The organism is Novosphingobium aquimarinum, assembly GCF_009746585.1.
Classification (GTDB): Bacteria; Pseudomonadota; Alphaproteobacteria; order Sphingomonadales; family Sphingomonadaceae; genus Novosphingobium; species Novosphingobium aquimarinum.
In genome coordinates, this window is the sequence record NZ_WRPO01000003.1 from 48234 (window position 1) to 72227 (window position 23994).

General features: G+C 64.3%; 18 protein-coding genes and 1 tRNA gene. 5 read left to right on the forward strand and 14 right to left on the reverse strand.

Translation table 11 applies throughout. The annotated features are described in order from the left end of the window. Nucleotides 1–35 precede the first annotated feature (35 nt). Complete coding sequence (locus GQO94_RS04270; RefSeq protein ID WP_156839925.1) at nucleotides 36–3467, reverse strand: TonB-dependent receptor; 3432 nt, start codon at nucleotides 3465–3467, stop codon at nucleotides 36–38. 386 nt (nucleotides 3468–3853) lie between these two features. Between GQO94_RS04270 and GQO94_RS04275 the strand changes: the two genes are divergently transcribed. Beyond that, nucleotides 3854–4774, forward strand: coding sequence for a cation diffusion facilitator family transporter (locus GQO94_RS04275; RefSeq protein WP_156839926.1), 921 nt, complete (start codon nucleotides 3854–3856; stop codon nucleotides 4772–4774). A 75-nt stretch (nucleotides 4775–4849) separates the two neighbouring features. Here GQO94_RS04275 and GQO94_RS04280 read toward each other — a convergent pair whose 3' ends face one another. From GQO94_RS04280 to GQO94_RS04330, 11 genes are all read right to left on the reverse strand, one after another. Beyond that, nucleotides 4850–5764 (reverse strand): FkbM family methyltransferase, encoded by a 915-nt coding sequence (locus GQO94_RS04280; protein ID WP_156839927.1) that lies wholly within the window; start codon nucleotides 5762–5764, stop codon nucleotides 4850–4852. A gap of 45 nt (nucleotides 5765–5809) precedes the next feature. Beyond that, on the reverse strand, nucleotides 5810–6670 hold the full coding sequence (locus tag GQO94_RS04285) for an SDR family oxidoreductase (RefSeq protein WP_198045789.1): 861 nt from the start codon (nucleotides 6668–6670) through the stop codon (nucleotides 5810–5812). Beyond that, entirely contained in the window at nucleotides 6667–7098 is a 432-nt protein-coding gene (locus tag GQO94_RS04290; RefSeq protein WP_232332769.1) for a dTDP-4-dehydrorhamnose 3,5-epimerase, read from the reverse strand. Before GQO94_RS04290 ends, GQO94_RS04285 begins: the two co-directional genes overlap by 4 nt. A 1-nt stretch (nucleotide 7099) precedes the next feature. Next, entirely contained in the window at nucleotides 7100–8269 is a 1170-nt protein-coding gene (rfbG, locus tag GQO94_RS04295) for a CDP-glucose 4,6-dehydratase (protein ID WP_232332770.1), read from the reverse strand. After that, nucleotides 8233–9033, reverse strand: coding sequence for a glucose-1-phosphate cytidylyltransferase (rfbF, locus tag GQO94_RS04300; RefSeq protein ID WP_269748732.1), 801 nt, complete (start codon nucleotides 9031–9033; stop codon nucleotides 8233–8235). Before rfbF ends, rfbG begins: the two co-directional genes overlap by 37 nt. Before the next feature lie 4 nt (nucleotides 9034–9037). After that, nucleotides 9038–11467: a glycosyltransferase family 32 protein gene (locus GQO94_RS04305; RefSeq protein WP_156839929.1), complete on the reverse strand. Its 2430-nt coding sequence runs from the start codon at nucleotides 11465–11467 to the stop codon at nucleotides 9038–9040. Nucleotides 11468–11753: 286 nt separating this feature from the next. Continuing rightward, nucleotides 11754–12851: a hypothetical protein gene (locus GQO94_RS04310; RefSeq protein ID WP_156839930.1), complete on the reverse strand. Its 1098-nt coding sequence runs from the start codon at nucleotides 12849–12851 to the stop codon at nucleotides 11754–11756. A 305-nt stretch (nucleotides 12852–13156) separates the two neighbouring features. After that, nucleotides 13157–14419, reverse strand: a complete 1263-nt coding sequence (gene clpX / locus GQO94_RS04315; protein ID WP_156839931.1) for an ATP-dependent Clp protease ATP-binding subunit ClpX — start codon at nucleotides 14417–14419, stop codon at nucleotides 13157–13159. Between the two features lie 115 nt (nucleotides 14420–14534). Beyond that, entirely contained in the window at nucleotides 14535–15206 is a 672-nt protein-coding gene (locus GQO94_RS04320; protein ID WP_156839932.1) for an ATP-dependent Clp protease proteolytic subunit, read from the reverse strand. A 336-nt stretch (nucleotides 15207–15542) separates the two neighbouring features. After that, entirely contained in the window at nucleotides 15543–17171 is a 1629-nt protein-coding gene (gene tig / locus GQO94_RS04325; protein WP_156839933.1) for a trigger factor, read from the reverse strand. Between the two features lie 52 nt (nucleotides 17172–17223). Next, nucleotides 17224–17309, reverse strand: a tRNA-Leu gene (locus GQO94_RS04330). Nucleotides 17310–17434: 125 nt separating this feature from the next. Here GQO94_RS04330 and GQO94_RS20745 point away from each other — a divergent pair. Continuing rightward, a complete protein-coding gene (locus GQO94_RS20745; protein ID WP_198045791.1) occupies nucleotides 17435–17608 on the forward strand; it encodes a hypothetical protein in 174 nt (57 codons plus the stop codon). On the opposite strand, the gene sppA is transcribed toward GQO94_RS20745, so the two are convergent. Continuing rightward, a complete protein-coding gene (sppA, locus tag GQO94_RS04335) occupies nucleotides 17595–19478 on the reverse strand; it encodes a signal peptide peptidase SppA (RefSeq protein ID WP_156839934.1) in 1884 nt (627 codons plus the stop codon). The two genes, GQO94_RS20745 and sppA, sit on opposite strands and share 14 nt — an antisense overlap. 151 nt (nucleotides 19479–19629) lie before the next feature. Between sppA and GQO94_RS04340 the strand changes: the two genes are divergently transcribed. The 3 genes from GQO94_RS04340 to GQO94_RS04350 are packed head-to-tail and all read left to right on the forward strand — an operon-like array spanning nucleotide 19630 to nucleotide 22513. Next, nucleotides 19630–20610, forward strand: coding sequence for an aspartate carbamoyltransferase catalytic subunit (locus GQO94_RS04340; RefSeq protein ID WP_156839935.1), 981 nt, complete (start codon nucleotides 19630–19632; stop codon nucleotides 20608–20610). Next, on the forward strand, nucleotides 20607–21863 hold the full coding sequence (locus GQO94_RS04345) for a dihydroorotase (RefSeq protein ID WP_156839936.1): 1257 nt from the start codon (nucleotides 20607–20609) through the stop codon (nucleotides 21861–21863). Before GQO94_RS04340 ends, GQO94_RS04345 begins: the two co-directional genes overlap by 4 nt. Next, nucleotides 21860–22513, forward strand: coding sequence for a glutathione S-transferase family protein (locus GQO94_RS04350; RefSeq protein ID WP_156839937.1), 654 nt, complete (start codon nucleotides 21860–21862; stop codon nucleotides 22511–22513). Before GQO94_RS04345 ends, GQO94_RS04350 begins: the two co-directional genes overlap by 4 nt. Nucleotides 22514–22580: 67 nt before the next feature. On the opposite strand, the gene GQO94_RS04355 is transcribed toward GQO94_RS04350, so the two are convergent. Beyond that, a complete protein-coding gene (locus GQO94_RS04355) occupies nucleotides 22581–23987 on the reverse strand; it encodes an SPOR domain-containing protein (protein ID WP_232332771.1) in 1407 nt (468 codons plus the stop codon). Between the last annotated feature and the right edge of the window lie 7 nt (nucleotides 23988–23994).

The window sequence follows — 23994 nt, forward strand, 5'->3', positions numbered from 1 at the left end:
CCTCCCCCTCATCTCATGGCGATCGGCGGGACCGATCAGAAATCGTAGCTGACGCCCAACTTCAGACGCCAGACGGACGAGCTGAAGTTGATCTGATTGTCAGCCGCGATCGCGTCGGCGCCGCGGAAGCCGGTGATGATGTAGCGACCCGCTGAATCGACACCCGTTGTCGAAGCAACGTTCTGGAGACCCGAGAAGTCCCGGCGGCGCTGGACGTTCCAGCCGCTGTCGAGGAAGTTCAGGAAGTTATCCATCGTCGCGTAGAGCTTGATCTTGTCGTCGCGCCCGAAGAACGTTCCCGGACCGGGCAGTTCCTGCGAGAACGAAAGATCCATGTCGTAGTACCAGCTACCCGAGCAAGTGTTGCGCTCGATCGACTGGCCGACATATTTCTTGGCGCAGTTCAGGCTGTTGGCATAGGCCGCGAGCCCCGCCACCGCTTCGGCGTTCGAAGTCGGGGAGACATTCGGATCGTCGATGCCGGTCGGCAGATAGACGAGCGCGTTGTCGTTGCCGGACGAGGAGTCGTTGAACACGCCGCTACCCGAGAACGTCAGACTATACGGACGGCCCGATCGCGCAATGAACGTGAAGCCAAGGCGAGTCTGCAGGTCGGACACGAACTCTTCCGCGAACGAGGCCGACAGCGTGAAGTTGTGCTTCGAGCTGAAGAAGCTGCGCGAGGCGGCAGGGTTCTGCCGGTCGAAGGCCGCAGTCCGGTCATAATTCGAACCGGCGGTCGAGTTGTACATGTTCCGGCGATCTTCTGCATCGGTATAGGCATAGCCGAAGCTGAAGTAGCTCGAACCGCCTTGCGTGAAGATACCGCCTTCCACGTTCTTCGATAGGATGAAGGAAGCGATCTTGCTGTCGTAGCCCTTCTGATTGGTCAGCTGCAATTCGTCGTCGCGGCTCGTCGCGAAACAAGCGGCGGTGACGTTCTCGAAGACCGGTCCGGGGTCGAGGTTCACAAGCGATGCGTCGCAACCTGCCGCGGTCGGATCGATCGCGCGGTAGATCGGGCGGCCATCGATGGCGAAGCCCGAAATGCCGCGGCTGGGATCCGGGATCTGCGAAAGATCAACGATCGTCAGCGGGTTGCGGTAACGGCTGTAGATGAAGTCCAGGTTCATGTGCCAGCCGCTCAAGAGGCCGTTGCCGGCCGGGCCGAGGTCCGTAGCGAAACCGAGGTTCGCACGCACGACGGTGGGCATTTTAAGGTCCGGACTGATCGACTGGGTGTCGCCGCGGCCGGCCGCGGCCGCAGCCGAACCGGATGCCTGGAAGCACGTCGGGAGGCCGGTGAAGGTGCCGCCGACCACCACATCGATGGGTTCGGTGCCGCAAGCCGCATCCTGCGTGGTGCCTTGCGCGAAACCGCGACCGTCGTTCTGGAAGGCGTTGCCGAACCACACGACGGGGTCGCCGCCCGAGAAGATCCCGACGCCGCCACGAAGCTGCGAGCGCGAGAGGAACGAGAAGTCATCCATGTCGTACGTGAAGGCAACGCGCGGCATCACGATCGCGGGCAGGTTGCTGAAGCTCGAGGTGTTGGCAAAGCCATAGCGGGACACGAAATTGGGGTTCACCGTCGGATGGCCACCGTCGTACCAGTCGACCCGGACCCCCGCCGTAAGGGCGAACTGCGGCGTTGCCTGCCACTCGTCCTGGATGAAGGCGGAATAGATGTCGCGAGTGAACGAGGCGGCAGCCGCATTGACGTCGCCGGTTGCCGAGAAGTTACCGAATGCGCCCTCGACGCTACCTGAAACGACGTTACCCGGGGTATTGAAGGTTTCGTTGTTGCCGGTTCCCGGCGAAAGGATGCCTTCGCGCAGATCGTCAATGTTGCGGAAGACGAGCGTGCCGGTCGCGTTCTGGACGAACAGGTTGAACAGGCTTGCGTGGTTCACTTCGGCACCGATCTTCAGTCGGTGATTGCCCGCTTCAAGCGTGCCCGCGAAACGATACTGGTCGATCGTGGACTGCAGATCGTTGGCCGAGCGCGAGAACCCCGGGCCGGCTTCGACCGCGCCGGGAGCACCGCTGCCGTTGTCGACACCGACGATGATGCGCGGAATGGGATTGCCCGACTGCGCTTCACCGCCGCCAATCGGATCCTGAAGGTCCTGCACTTCCGAACGCGAATAGCGAAGCTCGGTCGAGAAGGTGTCGCTCCACTGCGAATAGAGTCGCGCCGAGTAGTAATTCGACTCGGTGCCCGAGAGGTAATAGGTGTTGCCACCGACCACGGTACCCGCGAACGATCCGGTGGAAGCCTGATCGTCGGAGCGCACGCTCGATTCCTCGAGCCGCTGGTAGGTCACCTCGAGGCGATGGTCGTCGGTGATCTGCAAGTCGCCGCGCACGAAGTAGCGGTCGTTCTTGAACGGCCGGCTCGTCAACAGCGGCCCCGTCTCGACGCCGTAGACCGAGCTGAGAACGTCGGAGATCGCATTGAACTGATCGACCGTGACGCCGGTGATCTCGGTGGGGTATCCGCCGCCGACAGGGCCTTCATCCTGCGAATCGGCGGATTCCTGATGCTCGTAAGCACCGAAAATGAACAGCCGGTCCTTGATGATGGGACCGCCGAGATAGGCGCCCCAGCGCTCCTGCTTCTGCACCGGAGCGACATTGAAACCGTCTACCGAATCGCCGCGCAGGCCATTGTCGGAATATTCGTAGAAGCCGCCAAAGTGGTATTCGTTCGAACCCGACTTCGTGACGACGTTGATCGCGCAGCCGGTAAACTGGCCATAGTCGACGTCGAACGGTGCGAACTGCACCTGCGTCTCGCGGATCGCGTCGTAAGGGATCGGGGTGGAGCTGCGCGAGGAAAACCCGGTGTCGTTGAGACCGTAGAGGTCGCCCTGACCGATGCCGTCGACGGTGAAGGCGTTGCCACGGTCATTGCCGCCGAGGCAGGAAATACGATCCTGGCCCGAGCCACCATCGTCGCGATCGAGGCTGACGCGCGGATCGAGACGAATGACGTCCCGCACGTCGCGATTGAATGAGGGCGTGGTCTCGAGAACGAGCTCATTGAAGCTCGTGCCGGGGCCGACCGCCATCGTTGCCGCCCGCACGCGGCTGGCGGTGACGACGATCGCGCCCTCGCCCGACGTCAAGGTGAAGGTGAGGTTCGTGTTACCCTGAAGCGAGGTAAAGATGTCGGGGGCCGACTGCCCCTCGAACCCCGGAGCCGAGGCCGAGACCTCGTAAGGGCCACCGGTGACCAGATTGGTCGCCAGAAAGCTGCCGGTCGAACCGGTCGTGACCGTGCGCGTGGCGCCGGTGCGCGTATCGGTGACGGTGACCGTCGCGCCGCTCACGGGCGATCCGCCCTCGTCGGTGACGACACCTTCGATTGCGGTCGTGATCTGCTGCGCGACCGCGACGGCCGGCAATGCGACGGAAATCGAAACGCCGGCGACGCCGGCTGCCAAAAGCGAAAGGTACCTCATTTTATAAGCCCCTGTATGGTAGCCACACCCATGGTCCGCACCCTCGGACCTGCTGCAACGTTCCGGAATCAGTGGAATGTCGCGCCTGCTAACACCAGTCCTTTATGACAACAGTCGGACAATGCGAGATCTTCCATCGAACTTTTGCCGAAGCGTTTCGCGAGACTAAAAAAAATCCTTATATTACAAACTCCAATCTTTCGCTTGCCCGTTTTTTCTTGCTAGCAGCGACAATTCTGCAACACTTCGGACACGCTCAAACGAGCCTTGTGCGCCGCACCATTCGTGACACTTCGATGACTAGGTGAGGTCATCGCCAGTCGCGCGAGGCATGGTAACGTGGTCACATTTCTTGATGGGCGCATCGATAGCTGCAATGTCGGGGCATGGCTGCGGTGCACGATCATCATCATCATCATTCCCCGGGGCCGGAAGTCGCCGGAAATCGCGCTTTTGCGATCGCAGTGGGCCTCAACCTCGTGTTCGTCGTTGCCGAGACCGTCGCCGGGCTCGCCAGTGGATCGATGGCGCTGCTGGCGGATGCGGGGCACAATCTCTCGGATGTGCTGTCGCTGGTGCTGGCATGGGCCGCGAGCATTCTGGCGGCGCGCCCTCCCTCGCCGCGCTATACGTACGGGTTCAAGAGCTCCTCGATCCTCGCGGCGATCGCCAATGCCGCTCTGCTGTGGGCGGCGATCGGCGCGATCCTGGTCGAGACGATCCGACGTTTCGCCGATCCCGCCCCGATCGCGGGATGGACGATGATCGTGGTCGCCACGATCGGGATCGCGATCAACGCGCTGTCCGCGCTGCTCTTTGCCCGCGGGAGCAAGACCGACCTCAACTTGCGCGCCGCTTTCCTTCATCTGATGGCGGACGCGGCGGTTTCCGCAGGAGTGGTGATCGCCGGCCTCGTCATCCTGTGGACCGGCGCCGCGATCATCGATCCGATCACTTCACTGGTCATTACCGCGGTGATCGCCTGGTCAAGCTGGGGCTTGCTGCGCGATGCGCTGCGGATGGGAATGCTCGGAGTGCCCGATCAGATCGACCTGGCCGACGTGCGACAGTTCCTGGAAAGCCGCGAGGGCGTCTGCGCGGTCCACGATCTGCACGTCTGGCCGATGAGCACCACCGAGACCGCGCTGACCGCGCATCTGGTGGTCGAAAGCGGCTATCCCGGCGATGCGTTTCTGCACACCCTGGCTCACGACCTGCACCACGATTTCGGGATCGGCCATCCGACCTTGCAGATCGAAACCGGGACCGGCGGCGAATGCAGCTTGCAAAGCGAGGCCGTGATCTAAGGCTCGGTCACCAATTTCAGACAAACACGAGCCTTTCGCGGGAGACCGATCCGGATTGATCGCCCGCGAGGAACTTCAGCACAGCAATTCGCCGACGTGGCGTTCGACCTCCGCTGGCCTGGCGACGAGGAAGTAGTTCTCGCTGAACGGCTTGGTTTGCAGGAACGCCCGCAAGTCGCCGGTGAAGTGCTCCAGCGTGCCATCGTCCTGCACCGCATAGAGTTCGCGCCCGTTGCCGCCACATAAAGGGACGAGCGCGTCAAGCGTGCTGTGCCGCTCCCAGCGATCCAGTCCCAGCTCGATCATGATCGCGCAAGCGGGCGATCGCGCCAGGGTCCGCGCCGCGCCCTTGAGGATGAACGATTCGTACCCCTCGGCATCGAGCTTGATCAGATCGACAGGCGCGGCGTTCCCCAGATAGGCGTCGAGCGTTTCGACCTCGACGGGGAACGAGACACCGGCATCCTGATCGCCGATCAGATTGGCGGATGCCATATTGCTTCGCGAGCGCGTCAGCGTGGCCGTGCCCTGCGTATCGCCGAGCGCGAGCGGCAGGACTTTGGCGAACCCCGTCAGCCCGTTGATCTTCAGGTTCTCGACACAGACATCATAGACTTCGGGATTGGGTTCGAAGGCGATCAGGGTGCCGCCGGCCCCGATCTTCGCCCCGAGCTTCACCGCATAGTATCCCATGTTCGCCCCGATATCGAGGACATGCATCCCCGGCTGCGCATAGGCGCACAGGACCCGGTCGACATTGGTTTCCCAATGACCGCCCATCAGGATCCAGGGCGTGATGTTGCGATCCTCGGTGTTGACGAAGAACGGCTGCCCCGTGCTGAGGTACGTCAGCCCCCAGCCGTCGTTGAGGGGATAATAAGGACGGTTGGACCGTTGGCCGTAAAGGTCGGCATGCTGCGCCGCGACGTGAAAGGTTTTCTCCACGTAGGTCTTGATGAACGCAATGTCCTCTTCGCTTAGCCCCGCCATCTTTACCCCCTACCAGCCGGGCATGCCGATCGTTGGCGTGCCTGCCTATCCATTGCACCGTTCCGCTTCGAGCAAGTCCGCAACATAGTCGGCGAGGCCATCGCGCCAGTCGCGCATCAGGTTCATTCCTTCATCGTCGAGGCGTTGATTGATGGCTGTTTCGTTGGGCGAAACCGGCGCCAGTCTGGGAAAGGCCGGCCCCGGAACGACCCGGCACTCGATCTGGGCGAGCCGGACGATCTCGGCCACGTAATCGTAACGGCTCGCCGAACCGCCCGCAGTGGCGTTGTAGAGCCCCTGCCCGCCCGCTTCGATCAGGTGCACAATTTGCCTGGCAAGGTCCGTACAGTTTGTCGGGACGCCGCGCTGGGAGGTATCGCTCGCCATCTGCGCCGTCTGCCGGGCCTCGATTATCCGCTTCCACACGAAGTTCTTCGGACCCGCAGCATCGCCGCCAAACAGCCAGCCGGTGCGCACGATGATGTGGCGGCACCCGCTTTGCCGCACGGCCTGTTCGCCCGCGAGCTTGTGGCGGTGGTGGACCGTGGTCGGCTGGCCCCGGTCGGTCTCGACATAAGGCGTGTCCTTCCAGGCGCCGTAGCATCCGGTGCTGGAGACATGGACCAGCCCCGCCCCCGCCTGCGCGCAGAGCTCCGCGAGCCGGGCCGGAAGGGCGACGTTCGCACGATAGTCCGTGTCCGGATCGCGCTCCGCTTGCTCGACATCGGTATGCGCGGCGCAATGGATGACCCAATCGGGCTGCAGCACCGCGAACGCCTCGCAAGCCGCTGCGCCGCCGCCCTCCAGCAGCCGCCAGTCGAGCAGGCGCAGCTGTGCCGGCGGGATCTCGCGAGTCATCGCCTGACCCAGCATGCCGCCCCAACCCGTGACTGCCAGAATGGTCATCGCGCCCATTCCCATCGGAAACGATCGAGTTCGCTCGTCACCGCCTCGGCAGGATCATGCGGCAGGTCGGCGATGTTGAGCAGCATGCTCGTTTGCGCATCGAGACCGCCGAACGCCATCCACAGCCCCGGACTCACGGTCAACCGGGCGTAATCGTCCGTGGGGCTCAGAACGATATTCGCGAAGCGGCCGGCGGCTTCGTCGTGGACGCGAAACTGGATGCGACCCACCGGCACCACCAGATTGAGCGTCATGCGCGTGTGCCTCTTCCAACCCTTGATCGCGCCGCTGTCGATCAGCGAAAAATAGGCCTCGCCGAAGTCCATGCACCCGGGATCGCCCGCCTTCATCGCATGAAAGATCGGACCGTTCAGGCTCGGGATCTGGCGCAAGGGGGTCAACAGAACGCCCAACATGCCTGTGGTCATTTTAGCCGCTCCACACCAATTGGCGGTCGCGAGCCAAGGCGAGGTAGCGATCGATATGGCCTTGCGTGACCGCATAGGGATCTTCGCCGAGGCGGACGACGCGGCGATACCAGCTTCCGGTGAGGTCGACGCACTCGTCGTAAGTGAGATTGGGCCTCCAGCGCAGGCACAGCAGCGCCTTGTCGACGTTGAGCTTGAGCAGGCCCGCTTCGTGAAACGGGACATTGTCGATCACTGCGTAGCTTTCCCTCGGCGCATCAAAGCCCCAGACCCTGGCCAGATCGCTGAGCAGTTCGACGACGGTGGCATTCTGTTCGCCGCGCGGGCCGAAATTGAAGCTTTCGCCGTTCAGCGCCTCGTCGCTCGCAAGCGCTTGCGCCAAGGCGAGGTACCCGCTCAGCGGTTCGAGCACATGCTGCCAGGGTCGCGTCGCGGTGGGTGAGCGGATCTGTACGGTCCGGCCATCGCGCCACGCCCGGATGCAGTCCGCAACGATCCGATCCGCCGCCCAGTCGCCTCCGCCGATGACGTTGCCCGCGCGCGCCGTGGCGATCCGCAACGAGGGCAGCTTGGTCAGGAAGGACTGGTGATAGGCATGGAAGGCCAGTTCGGCGGCGCCTTTCGAGCCGCTGTAGATGTCTTTGCCACCCAGCCGGTCGGTCTCGCGATAGCCCCATTCCCATTCGACGTTTTCATAGGCCTTGTCGCTAGTGATGAGCACGACGGTGCAGGGCCACTCCACCTCGCGCAGCACGTCGCACACCGTCGCGGTGCCCATGACGTTGGTCTCGAACGTCGCCAGAGGATCGGCGTAGGACGTCGAGACGATCGCCTGCGCGGCGAGATGAAACACGAAGTCCGGCCGGAATTCCGCCACGACTTTGGCCAGCGCCGCCCGATCCCGCACGTCGCCCCGCTCGTCGCGAATGAAGCGGGCGATACGCGCGGCTTCGAACACCGAGGGCTGCGTCGGCACGCGATCGGAATAGCCGCACAACTCCGCGCCAAGCTGCTGCAGCCAGCACGTCAGCCAGGATCCCTTGAAGCCGGTATGGCCCGTGACCAGAACGCGCTTGCCGGCAAAGACCCCCGCGAACGGTGCGGCCGCTTCGCAGGTAATCCGCTCCTGGCGCATCACCAGCGCTTCCACGGTGCTTCGCCGCGATCCCACAAGTCGCGCATGAAGATGATGTCGCGCAAGGTATCCATCGGCTGCCAGAAGCCATCGTGCCGGAAGGCGTTGAGCTGCCCTTCGCGCGACAGGGTCTCCAGTGGATCGCGCTCCAGGATCGTGTCGTCCGATCCGATGAGATCCTTCACGCTGGGCTCGAAGACCATGAACCCGCCATTGATCCAGCCTTCGCCGATCTGCGGCTTCTCGGTGAAGGACTTGACGCACTCGCCGTCGATCTCGAGCCCGCCGAACCGTGCCGGAGGACGCGTCGCCGTGAGCGTCGCGCGCCGCCCGCAAGCGACATGCGAGGCAAGCAAGGCCTCCACGTCAAGATTGGCCAGACCATCGCCATAGGTCGCCATGAAACGGCGCGCCCCCAGGAAATCCGCCGCGCGCCCGATCCGGCCTCCGGTCATCGTGTCGAGGCCGGTATCGAGCAGATGCACCGTCCAGGGCTCGCCCGATCGACTGTCGTGGCACTGGATTTCGCCACTCATCAAATCGACCGTCACGCTGTTGTGCCAGTTCCGGTAGTTGAGGAAGAACTCCTTGATCCGCTCACCCTTGTACCCGAGGCAGATGATGAATTCGCGCGAGCCGAAACTCGCGTAGTATTTCATGATATGCCAAAGGATCCGGTAGCCGCCGATCTCGACCATCGGCTTGGGCTTGGTTTCCGTCTCCTCGCGCAGCCGCGTGCCGAGTCCCCCGGCCAGGATCACCACGGGAATGTCTTCCAACACGACCATCTCCCGGACCATGTGATCAGCGCTCGCCCGAACCGGCGGCATCGCGCCCAAACCAGCCCCACGCTCCCGTCGCCTTCGTCGGCACCAAGTGGCGCAGGCGCTGACCGACGGTCGAGCCGCTGTGCATCAGATCGATCGTGATCTGGCGGACAGCGAACGCGGATTCCTCGGTGCAATGGATGCGGACTTCCGCGAACTCGGAGGGCTTGCCGATGGTGAACTCGAACATGGCGGTGCGGCCGTTGGAAACGGCTTGCAGGTCGATCGCGTCCATCAAGCAGCGCTCTCCGTATTCGCCCGAGACTTCGGCCCGCGCGCCTGCCAGATGCGCACCGCCAACGAACCGGACGGTGACTCGATACGTCCCCGCGTCGAGCGAGACATACGGGCCGAACACCAGGCAGCCCGCGGCACCATCAGTTCGGATCATATCGCCCTCGATCCGCCCGACGATGCTGCGCAGGCCCGAACGGGCAGTGAAACGACCCAGCGAACTCTCGGGAATTCCGGCTTCGAGCCGCTCGATATCGTCGAGCAGGACATTCGCCTGCCCGCCTCTCTGCGCGGAATGTTCGGCGTAGAACGATCCGGCGTCATGCCAGCTGCAGGCGAAGTGATGGCACAGCGACGTGTTCTCGGTCAGCGCGTCGAGCTCGAACGGCTTTTCCGCCTGGCCGGTGGGCGACAGCGGCGCGAAGTACGCCTGCGGATAGACCCGCACGCGCGCGACATCGATCGGCTCGTCGAGCCGCGGCATCGTGCCCATCCCTTCGCGATTATGCCCCTTGTGCGCGAAGTACGAGGCGGTCAGCTGCGGCGCCCAGAAGTAGAAGTTCTTCTTTCGCCACACGACGAGGTCGCCCATGCTTTCGTAGACCGCGCACATGAACCGGGCGAGCTCGCTCTGCGGCCGGGACGCCATCGTGTGGGCCGTGTACCAGCCGCCGTCGCGCTTATCGATGCCGATGAACGCATCGTAATTGTGCGCCTGCTCGAGCTCTTCGATCAACGTCCGGAATTTCGCGCCGTCGTAGACCTCGACGTCGGCGTCGAGATAGACGCCGCCATATTCGCGTAAGACATACCATCGGAAGTAGTCGGTCAGGAACGCGTGGTCCTGCTCCTGGTGCAGCCGCTTGACGTAGTCATTGCAGTCCATCGGCAGATTGGCCGCATTCCAGTGCATGATCTGGAAGTCGGGGAGCTCGCGTTCCCAGGTATCGAGATAGGGGCGGAACTGGTCGGGCCTTCCGTCGAAGCCGAAATAGATGCGATGCAGGATCTTGAGGTCGGAGAGCTTGGCGATCTCCAGTCCCTGGATGGTGATGCGATCGACGTTTTCGCCGCTCAGCACGCATTCCAGATCCGCAATCGCGGCTTCGTCGACCGCAAACCGGACCTTGATCTCCTCGTCGAGCGGGAACTCGAAGCGATCCAGAGCCAGGGACTTGCGACCGTTGTCCGCAGTGATGCTCAGCGTCGCCGCGCCGCTTCCGGGCCGCTCGGCGAGGCGGAGCCGTGCCTCGTATTCGCCTTGCGGCAAGCTGACGTACGGGCCGAAGCAGATGACCCCGTTTGCCGAGAAGGCGCGAATGCCGTCGTCGGTGTGCTCGCCCGACTGGGTTTCCAGCCAAGATGCATCGTAGACTCGGGGAAACAGCAGCGCACGCTGTAGATTCCGCCGGTATTCTTCGAAAGTAGCGGCCCGTTCGCGTGCGTCCTTCAACCGGCGGTTCTTGCTGAAGTCGACATTCGAATTGGCGAACATGTGGTACACACATGTTTTCCCCGGCTGGTAATCCAACTCCATGCCGGTAATCGCGAATTTCGGCGAGAAGTACGTCTGCGGATAGACTTTGCACCGATCGAGCACGACCGGCTCGTCGATGTTCTTGATGAAACCATCATCGGCCGTGTTGATGCCCTTGTTGATGAAGTACAAGGCCATCAGCTGCGGTCCGATCAGCCCCCGCGTCTCGCGCCAGGGCCACAAGCTGCCCAACTGATCTTCGTAGAGCGACTGCATGAAGCGGACGAGCTCCGCGTCCTTCCTCGCACCTATGGTTTGCGCGGTGGGGTGGCCGTTGCTGCGCTCCTCCACGCCGAAAAAGCAGTCGTACGCGCTGCTCTGGAACAGTTGATCGATGATCCGCGAGAAGACCGCGCCGTCGACGATTTCGCAATCGGCATCGAGATAGACGCCGCCGTACTCGGCCAGCAGTTTCCAGCGAAAATACTCCGCCAGAAACACGGGTGCATTCGCCTTGGCCGCGCGTCTGGTCCACTCGTTCGCGTTGACGTCGAGATTATCGGCGTTCCAGCGCATGATCGTGTAGCCGGGCATCTGCTGAACCCAGCTATCCAGGAAATGCTCGAAGGGGTCTCGATAAGGCGCGAAATTCTCAAAGTAGATTCTGTGCAAGATCCTGGGATTGCCGTGATCCATGAATTGATCTCTCGCTCCCCGTAGGCGTGAACACGCGCCCTGCCGGGCAAGAGCGATGCCGTCGCGCCCAGGTGCATGCAGTCACCACTGCTACTGCGGGGGAAGGAGCGGCGCGATACAGGGACATGCGTAGTTTTTGCACTTTGCGCCGAAAGGTTTGCGCCAAAAGGGAGCAAAGACCTTCAGGGCCTGGCGCGAGGTTTGGAGGCGCGCAAGGCGCGCGAATCTGCCGCGCTAGGCACGAACGGCCGATCCGCTCGTGCGCCGGTTCAGCGCCAATCGAGAGTCAGAGGGGCCGCGCAACGCGCTGTGCACGTGGCAGCGGCCCGATCCATTCCAATCCGACGCCGCCGAAGCGCACTGTCAGCGGATCGCTCGTCATCGCATGGACGCGGGCTTCAAGTGGAAGCGTATGATCGGCGACCTCGAAGTCGAGAACGCACGTCCCATCCGAAGCCGAACTGATCGTAACTTGGCGCATGGCCAGGACGACGCGGGTTTCGCTGACGATTTCCACGCGCAGCGGCGCCACGGTGTCGGCTTCGAGGGCAACGCTGGCGCGCCAGCGACCCGGCGGGAGATAGAAATAGGGGCCGAAGACGAGGCAGGCCGGTTCGGCCGCGGTCAGCGAGCGGGCGCCGTCCGCATCGGCGGCATCGTGATAGCTGAAGAGTTCGGGTTGCCACCGGATCGAACCGTCCTGCCGGTATTCGCCTTTCGAAAGCGCGGCGAAAGCTTCGCAATAGGCCTCGGACGCTTGCGCGGACAATCGATCGGTCCATTTGCGGACGCGGCCGTCCCCGACATGATTCGGGTGCCAGTGCGTCGCCGGATCGAACCAGTCCGGCTCGTATCCCAGCTCGGCCAAGGACGCGGTATGGCTGCGGACCGATGCGACTTTCAGCTTCTCGAAGATGGCGGCGTAGTCCGACGGGTCGCGTTCGATCGACAGGAAGGCGGCGATCTCGCCGATGGTGGACTTGCGGCGCGCAAAGCGCGTCTCGTAGGCGAGATGCAGATGGCGCGGGACATCGCTGCGAACGACGGCGATGCTGGCCACCGACAGCGCGATCTGCCGCGTGACGTCCTGAGCGGCGTGCCCGAAGCGATCCTGCATCGAGAGCAGCGAGTCGCGCGGGTCGCGTGTCGACACGATCAGGTGCCCCCCGCTGACGCGCAACAGCGCCAGCCATTGCGGATCGAGCGAATGCGCCTTGATCACCACATGACGAGCGTCGGTTGTACCCAGTTCCGTCAGCAGATCCTGCGCGCGGTCGGCGTAGAGGCTCACTGCGGGCTCTCCGCGCCCCGCCACGAGTTCGCGCACGACATTGAAGATCCAGGTCGAGGCGCTTCCAGGCATGCCGAGAACGACGGCAATCATCGGCTGCCACTCGCGCCTTTGGCCCACATCGCACGGCACTCGGGTGCGAAAGGCGACTTGTCAGCTTTCCGCGCCATCAGGACGACGCTAGCAACACCGCGATCGCCGCGCGATAAGCAGAACGCCGCGTTTTCGGGCACAGCCGCATGGGAATGGATCGCGCGCCCTGCCGCATCAAGGGCGGCGGCACGAAGGCTTGAAACCGCGGCAGCGGAGGGCATTCCTCCGTCCCCAAAAGCAAGAGGCCGCCCGGCGGAACCGGGCGACCTCTTGATGCTATCGAGTTGTGGCTATCCGCCTAAACGTCAGGCCGCTTCTTCGGCCTTGTCGCCCTTGAGGACGCGAACCGGCTCCTTGCGGCCTTCGACCACGTCCTTATCGACCACGACTTCGGCGATGTCGCTCTCGGTCGGCAGATCGAACATCGTATCGAGCAGCAGACCTTCGACGATGGAGCGCAGCCCACGAGCGCCGGTCTTGCGCTCGATCGCCTTCTGCGCGATCGCTTCGAGCGCATCCTCGGTGAACGTCAGTTCGACGTCTTCGAGCTCGAACAGCTTGGCGTACTGCTTGACCAGCGCGTTCTTGGGCTCGCGCAGAATCATCACCAGCGCGCCGATGTCGAGATCCTCGAGCGTGGCGATCACCGGCAGACGGCCGACGAATTCGGGGATCAGTCCGAACTTGAGCAGATCCTCGGGTTCGGCCTTCTGCAGCAGTTCGCCGACGCGGCGCTTGTCCGGATCGGCGACATGTGCGCCGAAGCCGATCGAGCGCTTCTGCAGGCGATCCGCGATGATCTTTTCCAGGCCCGCGAACGCGCCGCCGCAGATGAACAGGATGTTCGTCGTGTCCACCTGCAGGAACTCCTGCTGCGGATGCTTGCGGCCACCCTGCGGCGGAACCGAGGCGGTCGTGCCTTCCATCAGCTTGAGCAGCGCCTGCTGCACGCCTTCGCCCGATACGTCGCGCGTGATCGACGGGTTCTCGGCCTTGCGGCTGATCTTGTCGATCTCGTCGATGTAGACGATACCGTGCTGAGCCTTTTCGACGTTGTAGTCGCTCGCTTGCAGAAGCTTGAGGATGATGTTCTCGACATCCTCGCCGACGTAACCGGCTTCGGTCAGCGTCGTCGCATCGGCCATCGTGAACGGCACGTCGAAGGTCTTCGCCAAAGTCTGCGCGAGCAGCGTCTTGCCCGAACCGGTCGGCCCAACGAGCAGGATGTTCGACTTCGAAAGCTCGACCTCGCCGGACTTGCCCGAGTGCTTCAGCCGCTTGTAGTGATTATGCACCGCCACCGAAAGCACGCGCTTGGCGCGGTTCTGGCCGATCACGTAATCGTTCAGCGTCTCGCAGATTTCCAGCGGAGTAGGCACTCCGCCGTCCTTCTTGCCCGCGATCCCGGCCTTGGTCTCTTCGCGAATGATGTCGTTGCACAGCTCGACACACTCGTCGCAGATGAAGACCGTCGGCCCCGCGATCAGCTTGCGCACCTCGTGCTGAGACTTCCCGCAGAAGCTGCAATACAGGGTGCTTTTTGAATCAGATCCGCTCAATTTTGTCATTCTCTGCCGCTAGGCCCCCGATGAGGCGACTCGCCGACCTTACTATCTGGTCGGCCTCATGATCAATCCTGCCACACATTTGCTTGCTCAAGACTGAAGACGTTCCTACGCTTCGTTATTCCTTGGTCTCCGCCTTCTCCGCATCCGGACGGCTTTCGAAGACCTTGTCGACGATCCCAAATCCCAGCGCCTCGTCGGCTTCCAGGAAGGTATCGCGGTCCATCGCCTTCTCGATCTCGTCTAGCGTCTTGCCGGTGTACTTCACGTAAAGATCGTTCAGGCGCTTGCGCATACGCAGGATTTCGCGCGCCTGGATCTCGATGTCGGCGGCCATGCCGCGTGCACCGCCGGAGGGCTGGTGGACCATGATCCGGGCGTTCGGCAGCGCGATGCGCATGCCCGGCTCGCCGGCTGCAAGCAGGAAGCTGCCCATCGAGGCGGCTTGGCCGATGCATACGGTCGAAACGCGCGGACGGATGTACTGCATGGTGTCGTGGATCGCCATGCCCGCCGTAACGACGCCGCCCGGCGAGTTGATGTACATCGAGATGTCCTTGGAAGGATTCTCGGATTCGAGGAACAACAGCTGCGCCACGATCAGCGAAGCCATGCCGTCCTCGACCTGACCCGTCACGAAGACGATGCGCTCGCGCAGCAGGCGCGAGAAGATGTCGAAACTGCGCTCACCGCGGCTGGTCTGCTCGACCACCATGGGCACGAGCGCGCCGGTCACGGGGTCGGTAGTGAATTTGCCCTGGCTTCCGGAGTGGCCGAAAAGGTCGATCATGAGGGTCCTCTTGCTTCTGACCCGCATATGTCGCGTCCTCATCAGCGATGTTCAAGGGCATTAACCGATAATCCGCCCGGACGGATGTGGATGAATGTCCCGCCGGATGAGCTGAAGCGCCGCATGAAGGCCTGATCTGCCTGCTTTCCCGGATCAGGATCGGGCGCATCGAATGGGTCGTCGCCCTGTGCCCCCGCGGCGCGAACCGTTGAACCGGGGAGATGAATCCGGTGCCGCGCATAGACTGAGAGCCTGAACGATACGGCCCAACGCGAACGGCCCGGCGGATGGTGCACCGGGCCGTCTGCGTGCCATGCGGCAAGATGCCAAGAGATCTTATTCGTCGGAAGCAGACGCTTTCTTGGCCGGAGCCTTCTTGGCGGCGGGCTTCTTCGCTGCGGGCTTCTTGGCCGGAGCGTCGCCGTCGGCATCCGCCTTCTTGGCAGCCGCCTTCTTCGCGGGCGCCTTCTTGGCGGCGGGCTTGGCTTCGGCCTCATCGCTCTTCGCTTCATCGGCCTTGGCGTCATCAGCCTTGGTTTCGTCGCCACCATCTTCGGAAGCTGCCGCCTTCTTCGCGGCGGGCTTCTTGGCAGCCGCCTTCTTCGCCGGCTTGGCCTTGGCCTCGTCGCCCGAAGTTTCGTCCGTGTCCGCTTCGATCGCGGCCTGCAGCTCATCGCGGCTGACTTCGCGCTCGGTCACTTCGGATTTCTCGATCAGGAAGTCGACGACCTTGTCCTCGTAGAGCGGCGCGCGCAGCTGGGCGGCGGCCATCGGGTCGTTACGGATGTACTCGACGAACCGCTCGCGATCCTCGGGGCGATACTGCTGCGCAGCCTGCTGGATCAGCATCTGCATTTCCTGGCCGGTGATGTCGACCTTGTTGGCCTGGCCGATCTCGGAGAGCAGCAGGCCGAGGCGCACGCGGCGCTCGGCGATCTTGCGATAATCGTCCTTCTCGTCCTCGATCTCCTTGAGCGCGGCCTCGGGGTCTTCCTCGCTGCGCGCTTCGTTCTCGAGCTGGGCCCAGATCTGCGCGAACTCGGCTTCGACCATCGAGGGCGGGACATCGAAATCGTGGCCGGCGGCGAGGTGATCGAGCAGCTGGCGCTTCATCTGCGTGCGGGTCAGGCCGGCGGTTTCCTGCTCGAGCTGGCCCTTGAGCAGTCCGCGCAGCTGCTCGAGGCTTTCGAGGCCGAGCTGCTTGGCGAATTCGTCGTCGATCTTGGTCTCGGCCGGTGCCTTGACCTCGTGCACGGTGATGTCGAAGGTCGCGTCCTTTCCGGCCAGGTTCTCGGCCGGATAGTCCTCGGGGAAGGTCACGGTGATCGTGCGTTCCTCGCCCGCCTTGGCACCCACCAGCTGCTCTTCGAAGCCGGGGATGAGCCGGCCCGAACCGATCACGATCGCCTGGCCCTCGGCCTTGCCGCCTTCGAACTCGACGCCATCGAGCTTGCCGACGAAGTCGCACATCACCTGGTCGCCGTCCTCGGCGGCGCGATCGACCGTCTCATAGGACTTCTGCTGATCGGCAAAGCGCGCGATCGCTTCCTCGATCTGCTCGTCGGTCACGGGTACGACCAGCTTTTCCAACTTGATCCCGTCCGTCGATGGCGCTTCGATCGCAGGCAGGATCTCGAGATTGACCGAAAGCTCGGCGTCCTTGCCTTGCTCGTAGCCCTCGCCCAGCGCGACCTGCGGCTGCATCGCCGGGCGCAGCTCGTGCTTGGCTACGAGCGCGTCCATCGCTTCGCGAATCGAGGTGTTGAGCGCGTCCTGGTGCAGCGCATCACCATGCATCTTGCGGATCAGGTTCGCCGGAACCTTGCCGGGGCGGAAGCCGGGCATGCGCACTTGCGGCGCGAGCCGCTCGACCTCGCCCTCGATCCGGTCGGTGATGTCTTTCGCCGGAATCGTGACGGTGTAGGCGCGCTTCAGTCCTTCGCTGGACGTCTCGACGATCTGCATTACTGGGAAGCCTTCCTGTTATTCTGTCGCTCTGATCCGGAGCGCGGAAGACTGGTGCGGGCGAAGGGACTCGAACCCCCACATCACGAAGATACCAGAACCTAAATCTGGCGCGTCTACCAATTCCGCCACGCCCGCCCGGACAAAGCATGAAACTCAAGCGTGAGGCCCTTATAAGCCATAGGCGAAAAGGGCAAGCACTGCTGCTTGCGCCCGCGTCGCGCGATCCCCAAGTCGTTTGCAAGGCAAACAAAGGCTTTATCATGGCAACCCAACCCGACCCGCCGCCCGATCGCGACGAACCGCTATCGCCGCCCGAAACGCCGCCGATGGCGCCCGAACCGGGCCCGGCTACACCGCCGGCGGAAACTCCGCCGCTTGCCCCCGATACCGACGTTCCCGAGATCGCGCCGCCGGAAACCCCTAGCGAATTCTGAAGCCGGCGAGCAGCGCAAGCGTCTCGAACAGCCCGGTTTTCGCCGGCCCGGCGTGTGTCCCGGGTTGCGCCGGGCATTCCATGCAGTAGGCCTGAACGCCGCGCGGCTGCGCCATCGTGCGCAAGCGATCGAGCAAGCCCGCCGCCGACAGCCGCTGGCGATCGGCGACCAGCGCGGTGAAATCGCCTGACGCCTGCGCGGTTTCGGAATTGCGCAGCTGTAGCAGGAACTGGCTCAGCGCATCGCTTTCCTCGCCCAGATACTGCGCGTGCCAGGGCGCATTGCCGATGCCACCCGCCTTCGCCGCGTAAGCGAGCGCGGTCTGGAGATCGCCGTACTGGTCGATCAGCCCGATTCGTTTCGCGTCCGACCCGATCCAGACGCGGCCTTGCGCGATCGCGTCGATCTGTTCGGGAGAGCGCCCGCGTGATTGCGCCACATGGCCGATGAACTTGGCGTAATTGTTTTCGACCGAAGACTGGAAGATGCTCGCCATCTCGGGCGAAATCCCGAACAGGATGTCGGGCTGGCCGGACAGCGGCGTCGTTTTCACCCCGCCACCGGTCACGCCGACATCGGCCAGCAGATCCTCGAACGATGCGAGCACCGCGAAGACTCCGATGGAGCCCGTCAGGGTGCCCGGATCGGCGAAGATGCGCTGCGCGGGCGTTGCCACCCAGTAGCCGCCGCTCGCCGCCATGTCGCCCATCGAGACGACGACCGGGATCTTCTTTTCCTTGAAGGCTTCGATGGCAAGGCGGATCCGTTCGGACGCCATCACCGATCCGCCGGGCGAATCGATCCGGACGACGAGCGCCTTGAGATCCTCGTCCAGAGCGTCCTCCAGAATCTTGGCGATGCGCTCGCCGCCGGCGGTTCCCGGCCCGGCCTCTCCGTCGACGATGGTGCCGGCGATGGTGACGACGCCGATGGCCGCGCCCTCGGTGGGAAGCGGCGTCGCGGCAAGAAACGTATCGTAATCGGTCGCCGCGAAGCTGCCGGTCTCGCTGTCACCGATAGGCTTGCCGACGATCTTTGCGATTCGTTCGCCGAACGCGGTCTTGCTGCCGAGCCGGTCGACCAGGCCCGCGCTCTTCGCCGCGGTCGCGAGATCGCCGCTCGCTTGTTCGATCCAGGCGGCGGGTTGCTGGGTGACCGTTTCGAACGCCAGCCTGGGTCTCGCACCGGTAATGTCGCTGCGATAGGCAGCGAGGCGCCCTTCGTAGACCGCCTCGAGCGAGCGCCGCGCCGGTTCGGACGGGCCCTCGAGCAGATAGGGCTCGACCGCGCTCTTGTAAGTGCCGACCCGATAGACGTGCGGAGTCACGCCGTACTTTTCGAGCGCCTTGCCGAAATACATGTTGTTGCCGCCCGGCCCGGCGATGAACGCCGCTCCCATCGGGTCGAGCCAGACTTCGCTGGCATGCGCCGCGAGTTGCACGCCATCGTCGACATAGCCGTTGGCGTAGGTCAGCACGGGTTTGCCGGCCTGGCGAACCTCGTCCATCGCCGCGCCGATCTGGCGCAAGTTCACGTATCCGCCGCCCAGGAAGCGCGACATATCGAGCACGACCGCCTTGATCCGCGTGTCCTTGGCCGCCGCACGGATCGTGCGGGCGACGTCGCGGGCGCGAAATTCGCGAGTGGGTGCCTGCGTCGCGGTGAGCAGCGAAAACGGATCGACGGGCGCCGGCTCTTCGACGACGACGCCGGCAAGCTCGATCAGCAAGGCCCCGTCCGCGATCTTGCCGGGCGCGGGCCGCATCGACAGCAGCGCGTAGAGCCCGCCGAAAAACAGCAACATGAAGACGAGCACAAGGCCGTCCTTGACCGCGACCAGCAGTTTCCAGACCTTGCGCGCGAATTCCATGAGTGTCGTTCCTTCGGCTTCGGCGCCGCCTTACGAGCTTGGTGCGAGGCTGAAAAGCCGAACTGCCCCAAACGGCATCGACAGGCTGCGCACGAGAGACGACAATAAGCGCTTGAGCGAGGATAGCGGACGGCTTAGGGCCTCGTTTCCAATGCGATCGAGTGCCACATCCTATCCGGAAGGCTCCGCGGCCTTTCCGCACCGCGGCCTCGTGGGCATTGCCGGACTGGCCCCGCACGAAATCATGTTCCTGCTCGACGAGGCGGAACAGTGGGTCGACCTCAATCGCCATGCGCAAAAGCACCGCGATTTGCTGTCCGGGCTCACCATCATCAACGCCTTCTTCGAGAACTCGACCCGCACGTTGCTGAGCTTCGAGATCGCGGGCAAGCGGCTCGGCGCCGACGTCGTCAACATGCACGCCGCGACGTCGAGCGTGAAGAAGGGCGAGACGCTGCTCGATACCGCCGCGACGCTCAACGCGATGCATGCCGATGCGATCGTCATCCGGCATGCCAGCTCGGGCGCGGTGCAGCTGATCGGCGACAAGGTCGATTGCCCCGTGCTCAACGCGGGCGACGGCCAGCACGAACATCCCACCCAGGCCCTGCTCGACGCGCTGACGATCCGCCACGCCAAGCGCGCTTTCAATGGCCTGCGCGTGGTGATCTGCGGCGACATCCTGCACAGCCGCGTCGCCCGCTCGAACATCCTGAGCCTTTCCTCGCTCGGTGCCGACATTCGCGTCTGCGCGCCGCCCGCGCTGATGCCGGTCGGGATCGAAGCGATGAACGTCGCGCCGTTCCACAATTTCGACGCCGCCATCGCGGGCGCCGACGTGGTGATGATGCTGCGCCTTCAGAACGAGCGGATGCAGGGCGACTTCATCCCCTCCCCGCGCGAATACCGGCACCTCTATGGCCTCACACTCGATCGGTTGTCCCTCGCCAGCCCGGATGCGCTGGTGATGCACCCAGGCCCCATGAATCGCGGCATCGAGATCGACAGCAACGTGGCCGACATGGTCGAACGCTCGCTGATCACGCTGCAAGTCGAAATGGGCGTCGCCATCCGCATGGCCTGCCTCGACGTGCTGACTCGGCGCGCCCGCGGGGTGGAAGGCTGGGCATGAGCAAAACCGCGCCGCTCACGATCACCGGCGGCAAGCTGCTGCGGCCCGATGGCACGCTGGAAGCCGGCACGCTGCGCTGCGCCGACGGCCGGATCGTCGCGCTGGGTGCCGATGTCACGCCGCAGGACGGCGACACGGTGCACGATGCGGGCGGGTTGATCGTCGCGCCCGGTCTCGTCGATCTCGGTGCCTATGCGGTCGACAAGCCCGCGTTTCACTTCGGCGGCATCACTCGCGCGGCGCTGATGCCCGACCAGACCCCGCCGCTCGATGTGCCATCGCGGGTGCGCTACGTGGCGCTGTCCGGAAAGCCCGACTTCTGGGTCCATCCCCTCGCCGCCGCGACACGCGGCCTCGAAGGCAGTGCGCTCGCCGAACTCGGTCTGATGCGGGACGCCGGCGCGCGCGGCATCGCCACCGGGCGGCGCTGGATTGCCGATTCGGGCACGATGCTGCGCGTGATGCAGTATGCCGCGATGCTCGACCTCGTGGTCTTCGTGCATGCGCAGGATTCGAACCTCATGGGCTCGGCGGTCGCGACCGCAGGCGAGATGGCGACGCGGCTCGGCCTGCCTGCCGCCCCGGCCGAAGCCGAAGCGCTGGCGATCTCGCGGGACCTGCTGCTTGCCGAAATGACTGGCGCGCGTCTGCACTTGCGCAAGGTGACGACCGCACGTGGGCTCGATCTCGTGCGTGCCGCCAAGGACAAGGGCATCAAGGTCACCGCCGGCGTCAGCCCCGCCTATTTCATGCTGTCCGACCTCGCGCTGGCCGAATACCGCTCGTTCATGCACCTCTCGCCGCCACTGCGTTCCGAGGCGGACCGCAAGGCAGTGATCGCCGCGATCGCCGACGGCACGATCGACGCGATCGCTTCGGGACACGATCCGCGCGGCTCGGAAGACAAGCGCCTGCCTTTCGCCGATTCCGCCCCCGGCATGGCCGGCGCCGAGACGCTACTGCCGCTGACGATGAACCTGGTGCGCGACGAGGTCATCACGCTCGGCCGCGCGTTCGAACTGCTTGCTGGCAACCCTGCGCGCGTGCTCGGGGTCGAGGCGGGAAGGCTCGAACCCGGCGCCGAGGCCGACATCGCGATCATCGACCGCGATCGGCCCTGGATCGTCGACTCGGACCAGATGGCTGCCAGCGCAGGCAACACCCCGTTCGACAAGCAACCGGTGCAAGGCCGCGTCGCCGCGCTGTTCAAGGGCGGCGCGAGAGTCGGGCAGAAGAAGACGGCGACGACGTGAAGCCGATCATCACCGTGTTCGAACGCTCGCCCGACCGCGGGCGGGGTCTCGCGCGCGACATGCGAGTGCGCTGGGCGCTGGAGGAAGCGGAGCAGGACTACGAAGTGCGCACTGTCTCGTTCGAGGCGATGAAGCAGCCCGGGTACCTTGCCCTCCAGCCTTTCGGGCAAATTCCGGTTTACCAGGAAGGCGATCTCGTCCTGTTCGAATCGGGCGCGATCGTCCTGCACGTGGCGGAGCGTTTCGGCGGCCGCCTGTTGCCGGAAGCCCCCTCGGCCCGCGCTCGCCAGATCAGCTGGCTTTTCGCTGCGATCGATACCGTAGAGCCGCCCGTGTTCGAGCTCGACCTCGTCGACATCCTCGATGGCTGCAAGCCCTGGCTCGAGGATCGCCGACAAGCGCTGGAGGGTCTGGCCTCCGTCCGGCTCGATGCGCTGGCGGCCGCATTGGGAGAATCCGATTGGTTGGATGGCGCATTCGGTGCCGGCGACCTGATGATGGTCACCGTCCTGCGTCGACTGTCAGGCACGGCCCTGATGGGGCGCTACCCATCGCTCATCGACTACATCGCGCGTGGAGAGGCACGTCCAGCCTTCCAGCGCGCTTTCGCCGCGCAGCGCACACTTTTCGAAGCCTCTCAAGCCGAGTGAAGAAAAACCCCCGCCGCTGAGCGACGGGGGGCAAGGTTTTCGCAAGAGGGATGCGAGGGAAAGAAGGTCAGCGGCTCGCGAGCATCGCACCGCTCTTGCCGCGCGCGGGCAATGCTCCGGGAAGCGGGCTGGTCTTGGCATAAGCAAAGCAGCCGAAGCCCGAACGTTTCACGGTCGAACACATCGAGCGTGCCGTTCCGTGATCGAAACCGGCGGCCGCGACGCGCCAGAAGCGCTTGCCGCGCACTTCGGCCTCAGTGATCACGAGATCGTGGTCGCGCAGCGCGGGATTGCGTTCGAGGTATATGTTCCAGGCCCGCTGCGCGTTCTCGGGGCTCGAGAACGAGCCGAGTTGCACGAGATGGGTCGGATCGCCGACCGGACGCGCGAGAACCGGATCGGCGGCCGCGACCGACCGCGTGCGCGGTGTCGTGGTGCTCGCCACAGCGGGTGCCGGGATCGCTTTCGCGACGGCGGCCGGAAGCGCCGGCTCACGCGGGACGGGCGCCGGTGCTGGCGCCGGAACAGGCGAGGCAACGGGATTGCGATACGCCTTTTCGAACGAGTTTTCGGTCGCGGCCGTGCGCACTTTGGTCGCCGGGGCGGGTTCGCTCACGGGCTGCGCAGGCGCGTTCCAGTAGGTCTCGCCGCCCTGGACGGGGGGCAGTTCCTGATCGCCGAAACTGGCGGGCAGTGTCTGCGGCTCGGCAAGCGGTTGCGGCTCGGCCGCCGCGAACTGCGGCGCGGACGGCGCGGCGCCGCCAAGCGCGAGCATCACCGGCTGACCGGGATCAGAGCGCACCGGCGCACCGAGCAGGCTGGCGACGCGGGTCGAATAATCTTCGGGACGGCCCATCCGCGCCCAGGTGCTGATGCGTTCGTCGAGCTGGTCGGCGGGAACGTCCTGCGCCGCCATGATCCGCGCCTCGCTCCAGCGCCCGTCGAGCGCATAGGCATAAGCCAGGTTCTGGCGCAGCTTGGGCGTATCCTGCCCGGCGCGCAGCGCAGCGATAAGCACATCGACGCCTTCGCTGGTCGAACCGGCGAGCGCCAGGGCGAGCCCGAGGTCCCCGGCGGGGATCGTGTCGCGCCACTGTTTGAGCAAGGTGACGGCTTCGGAGCTGCGGCCCGAACCGATGTAGGCGAGCGACATGCCGAGAGCGGTGCGCGCCGAAACATCGCCGAGCGAGACCGCATCTTCGAACGTCGTCGCAGCCGAGGCGAAGCGGCCCGCCGTCAGGTAGGCCTGCGCCAGATCGACGCGCGCCGCCGCAACGTTCGGCGTGTTCAGCACCACTTTCTCGAGACGCGCGAGATCCTTGCTGTCGGCAAAGCTGCCCGGAGACGCGACCGGCGCCCCGCCGCTCGTGCTGGCGACGTGAGACTGCCCGGCGCAGCCAGCCACCAGGGCAGCGGCCATCGCGGTGCAGATCGCGAAACCTACGGGTTTGTTGTTGCTGAAGCCAATTGCCATGGCAGGT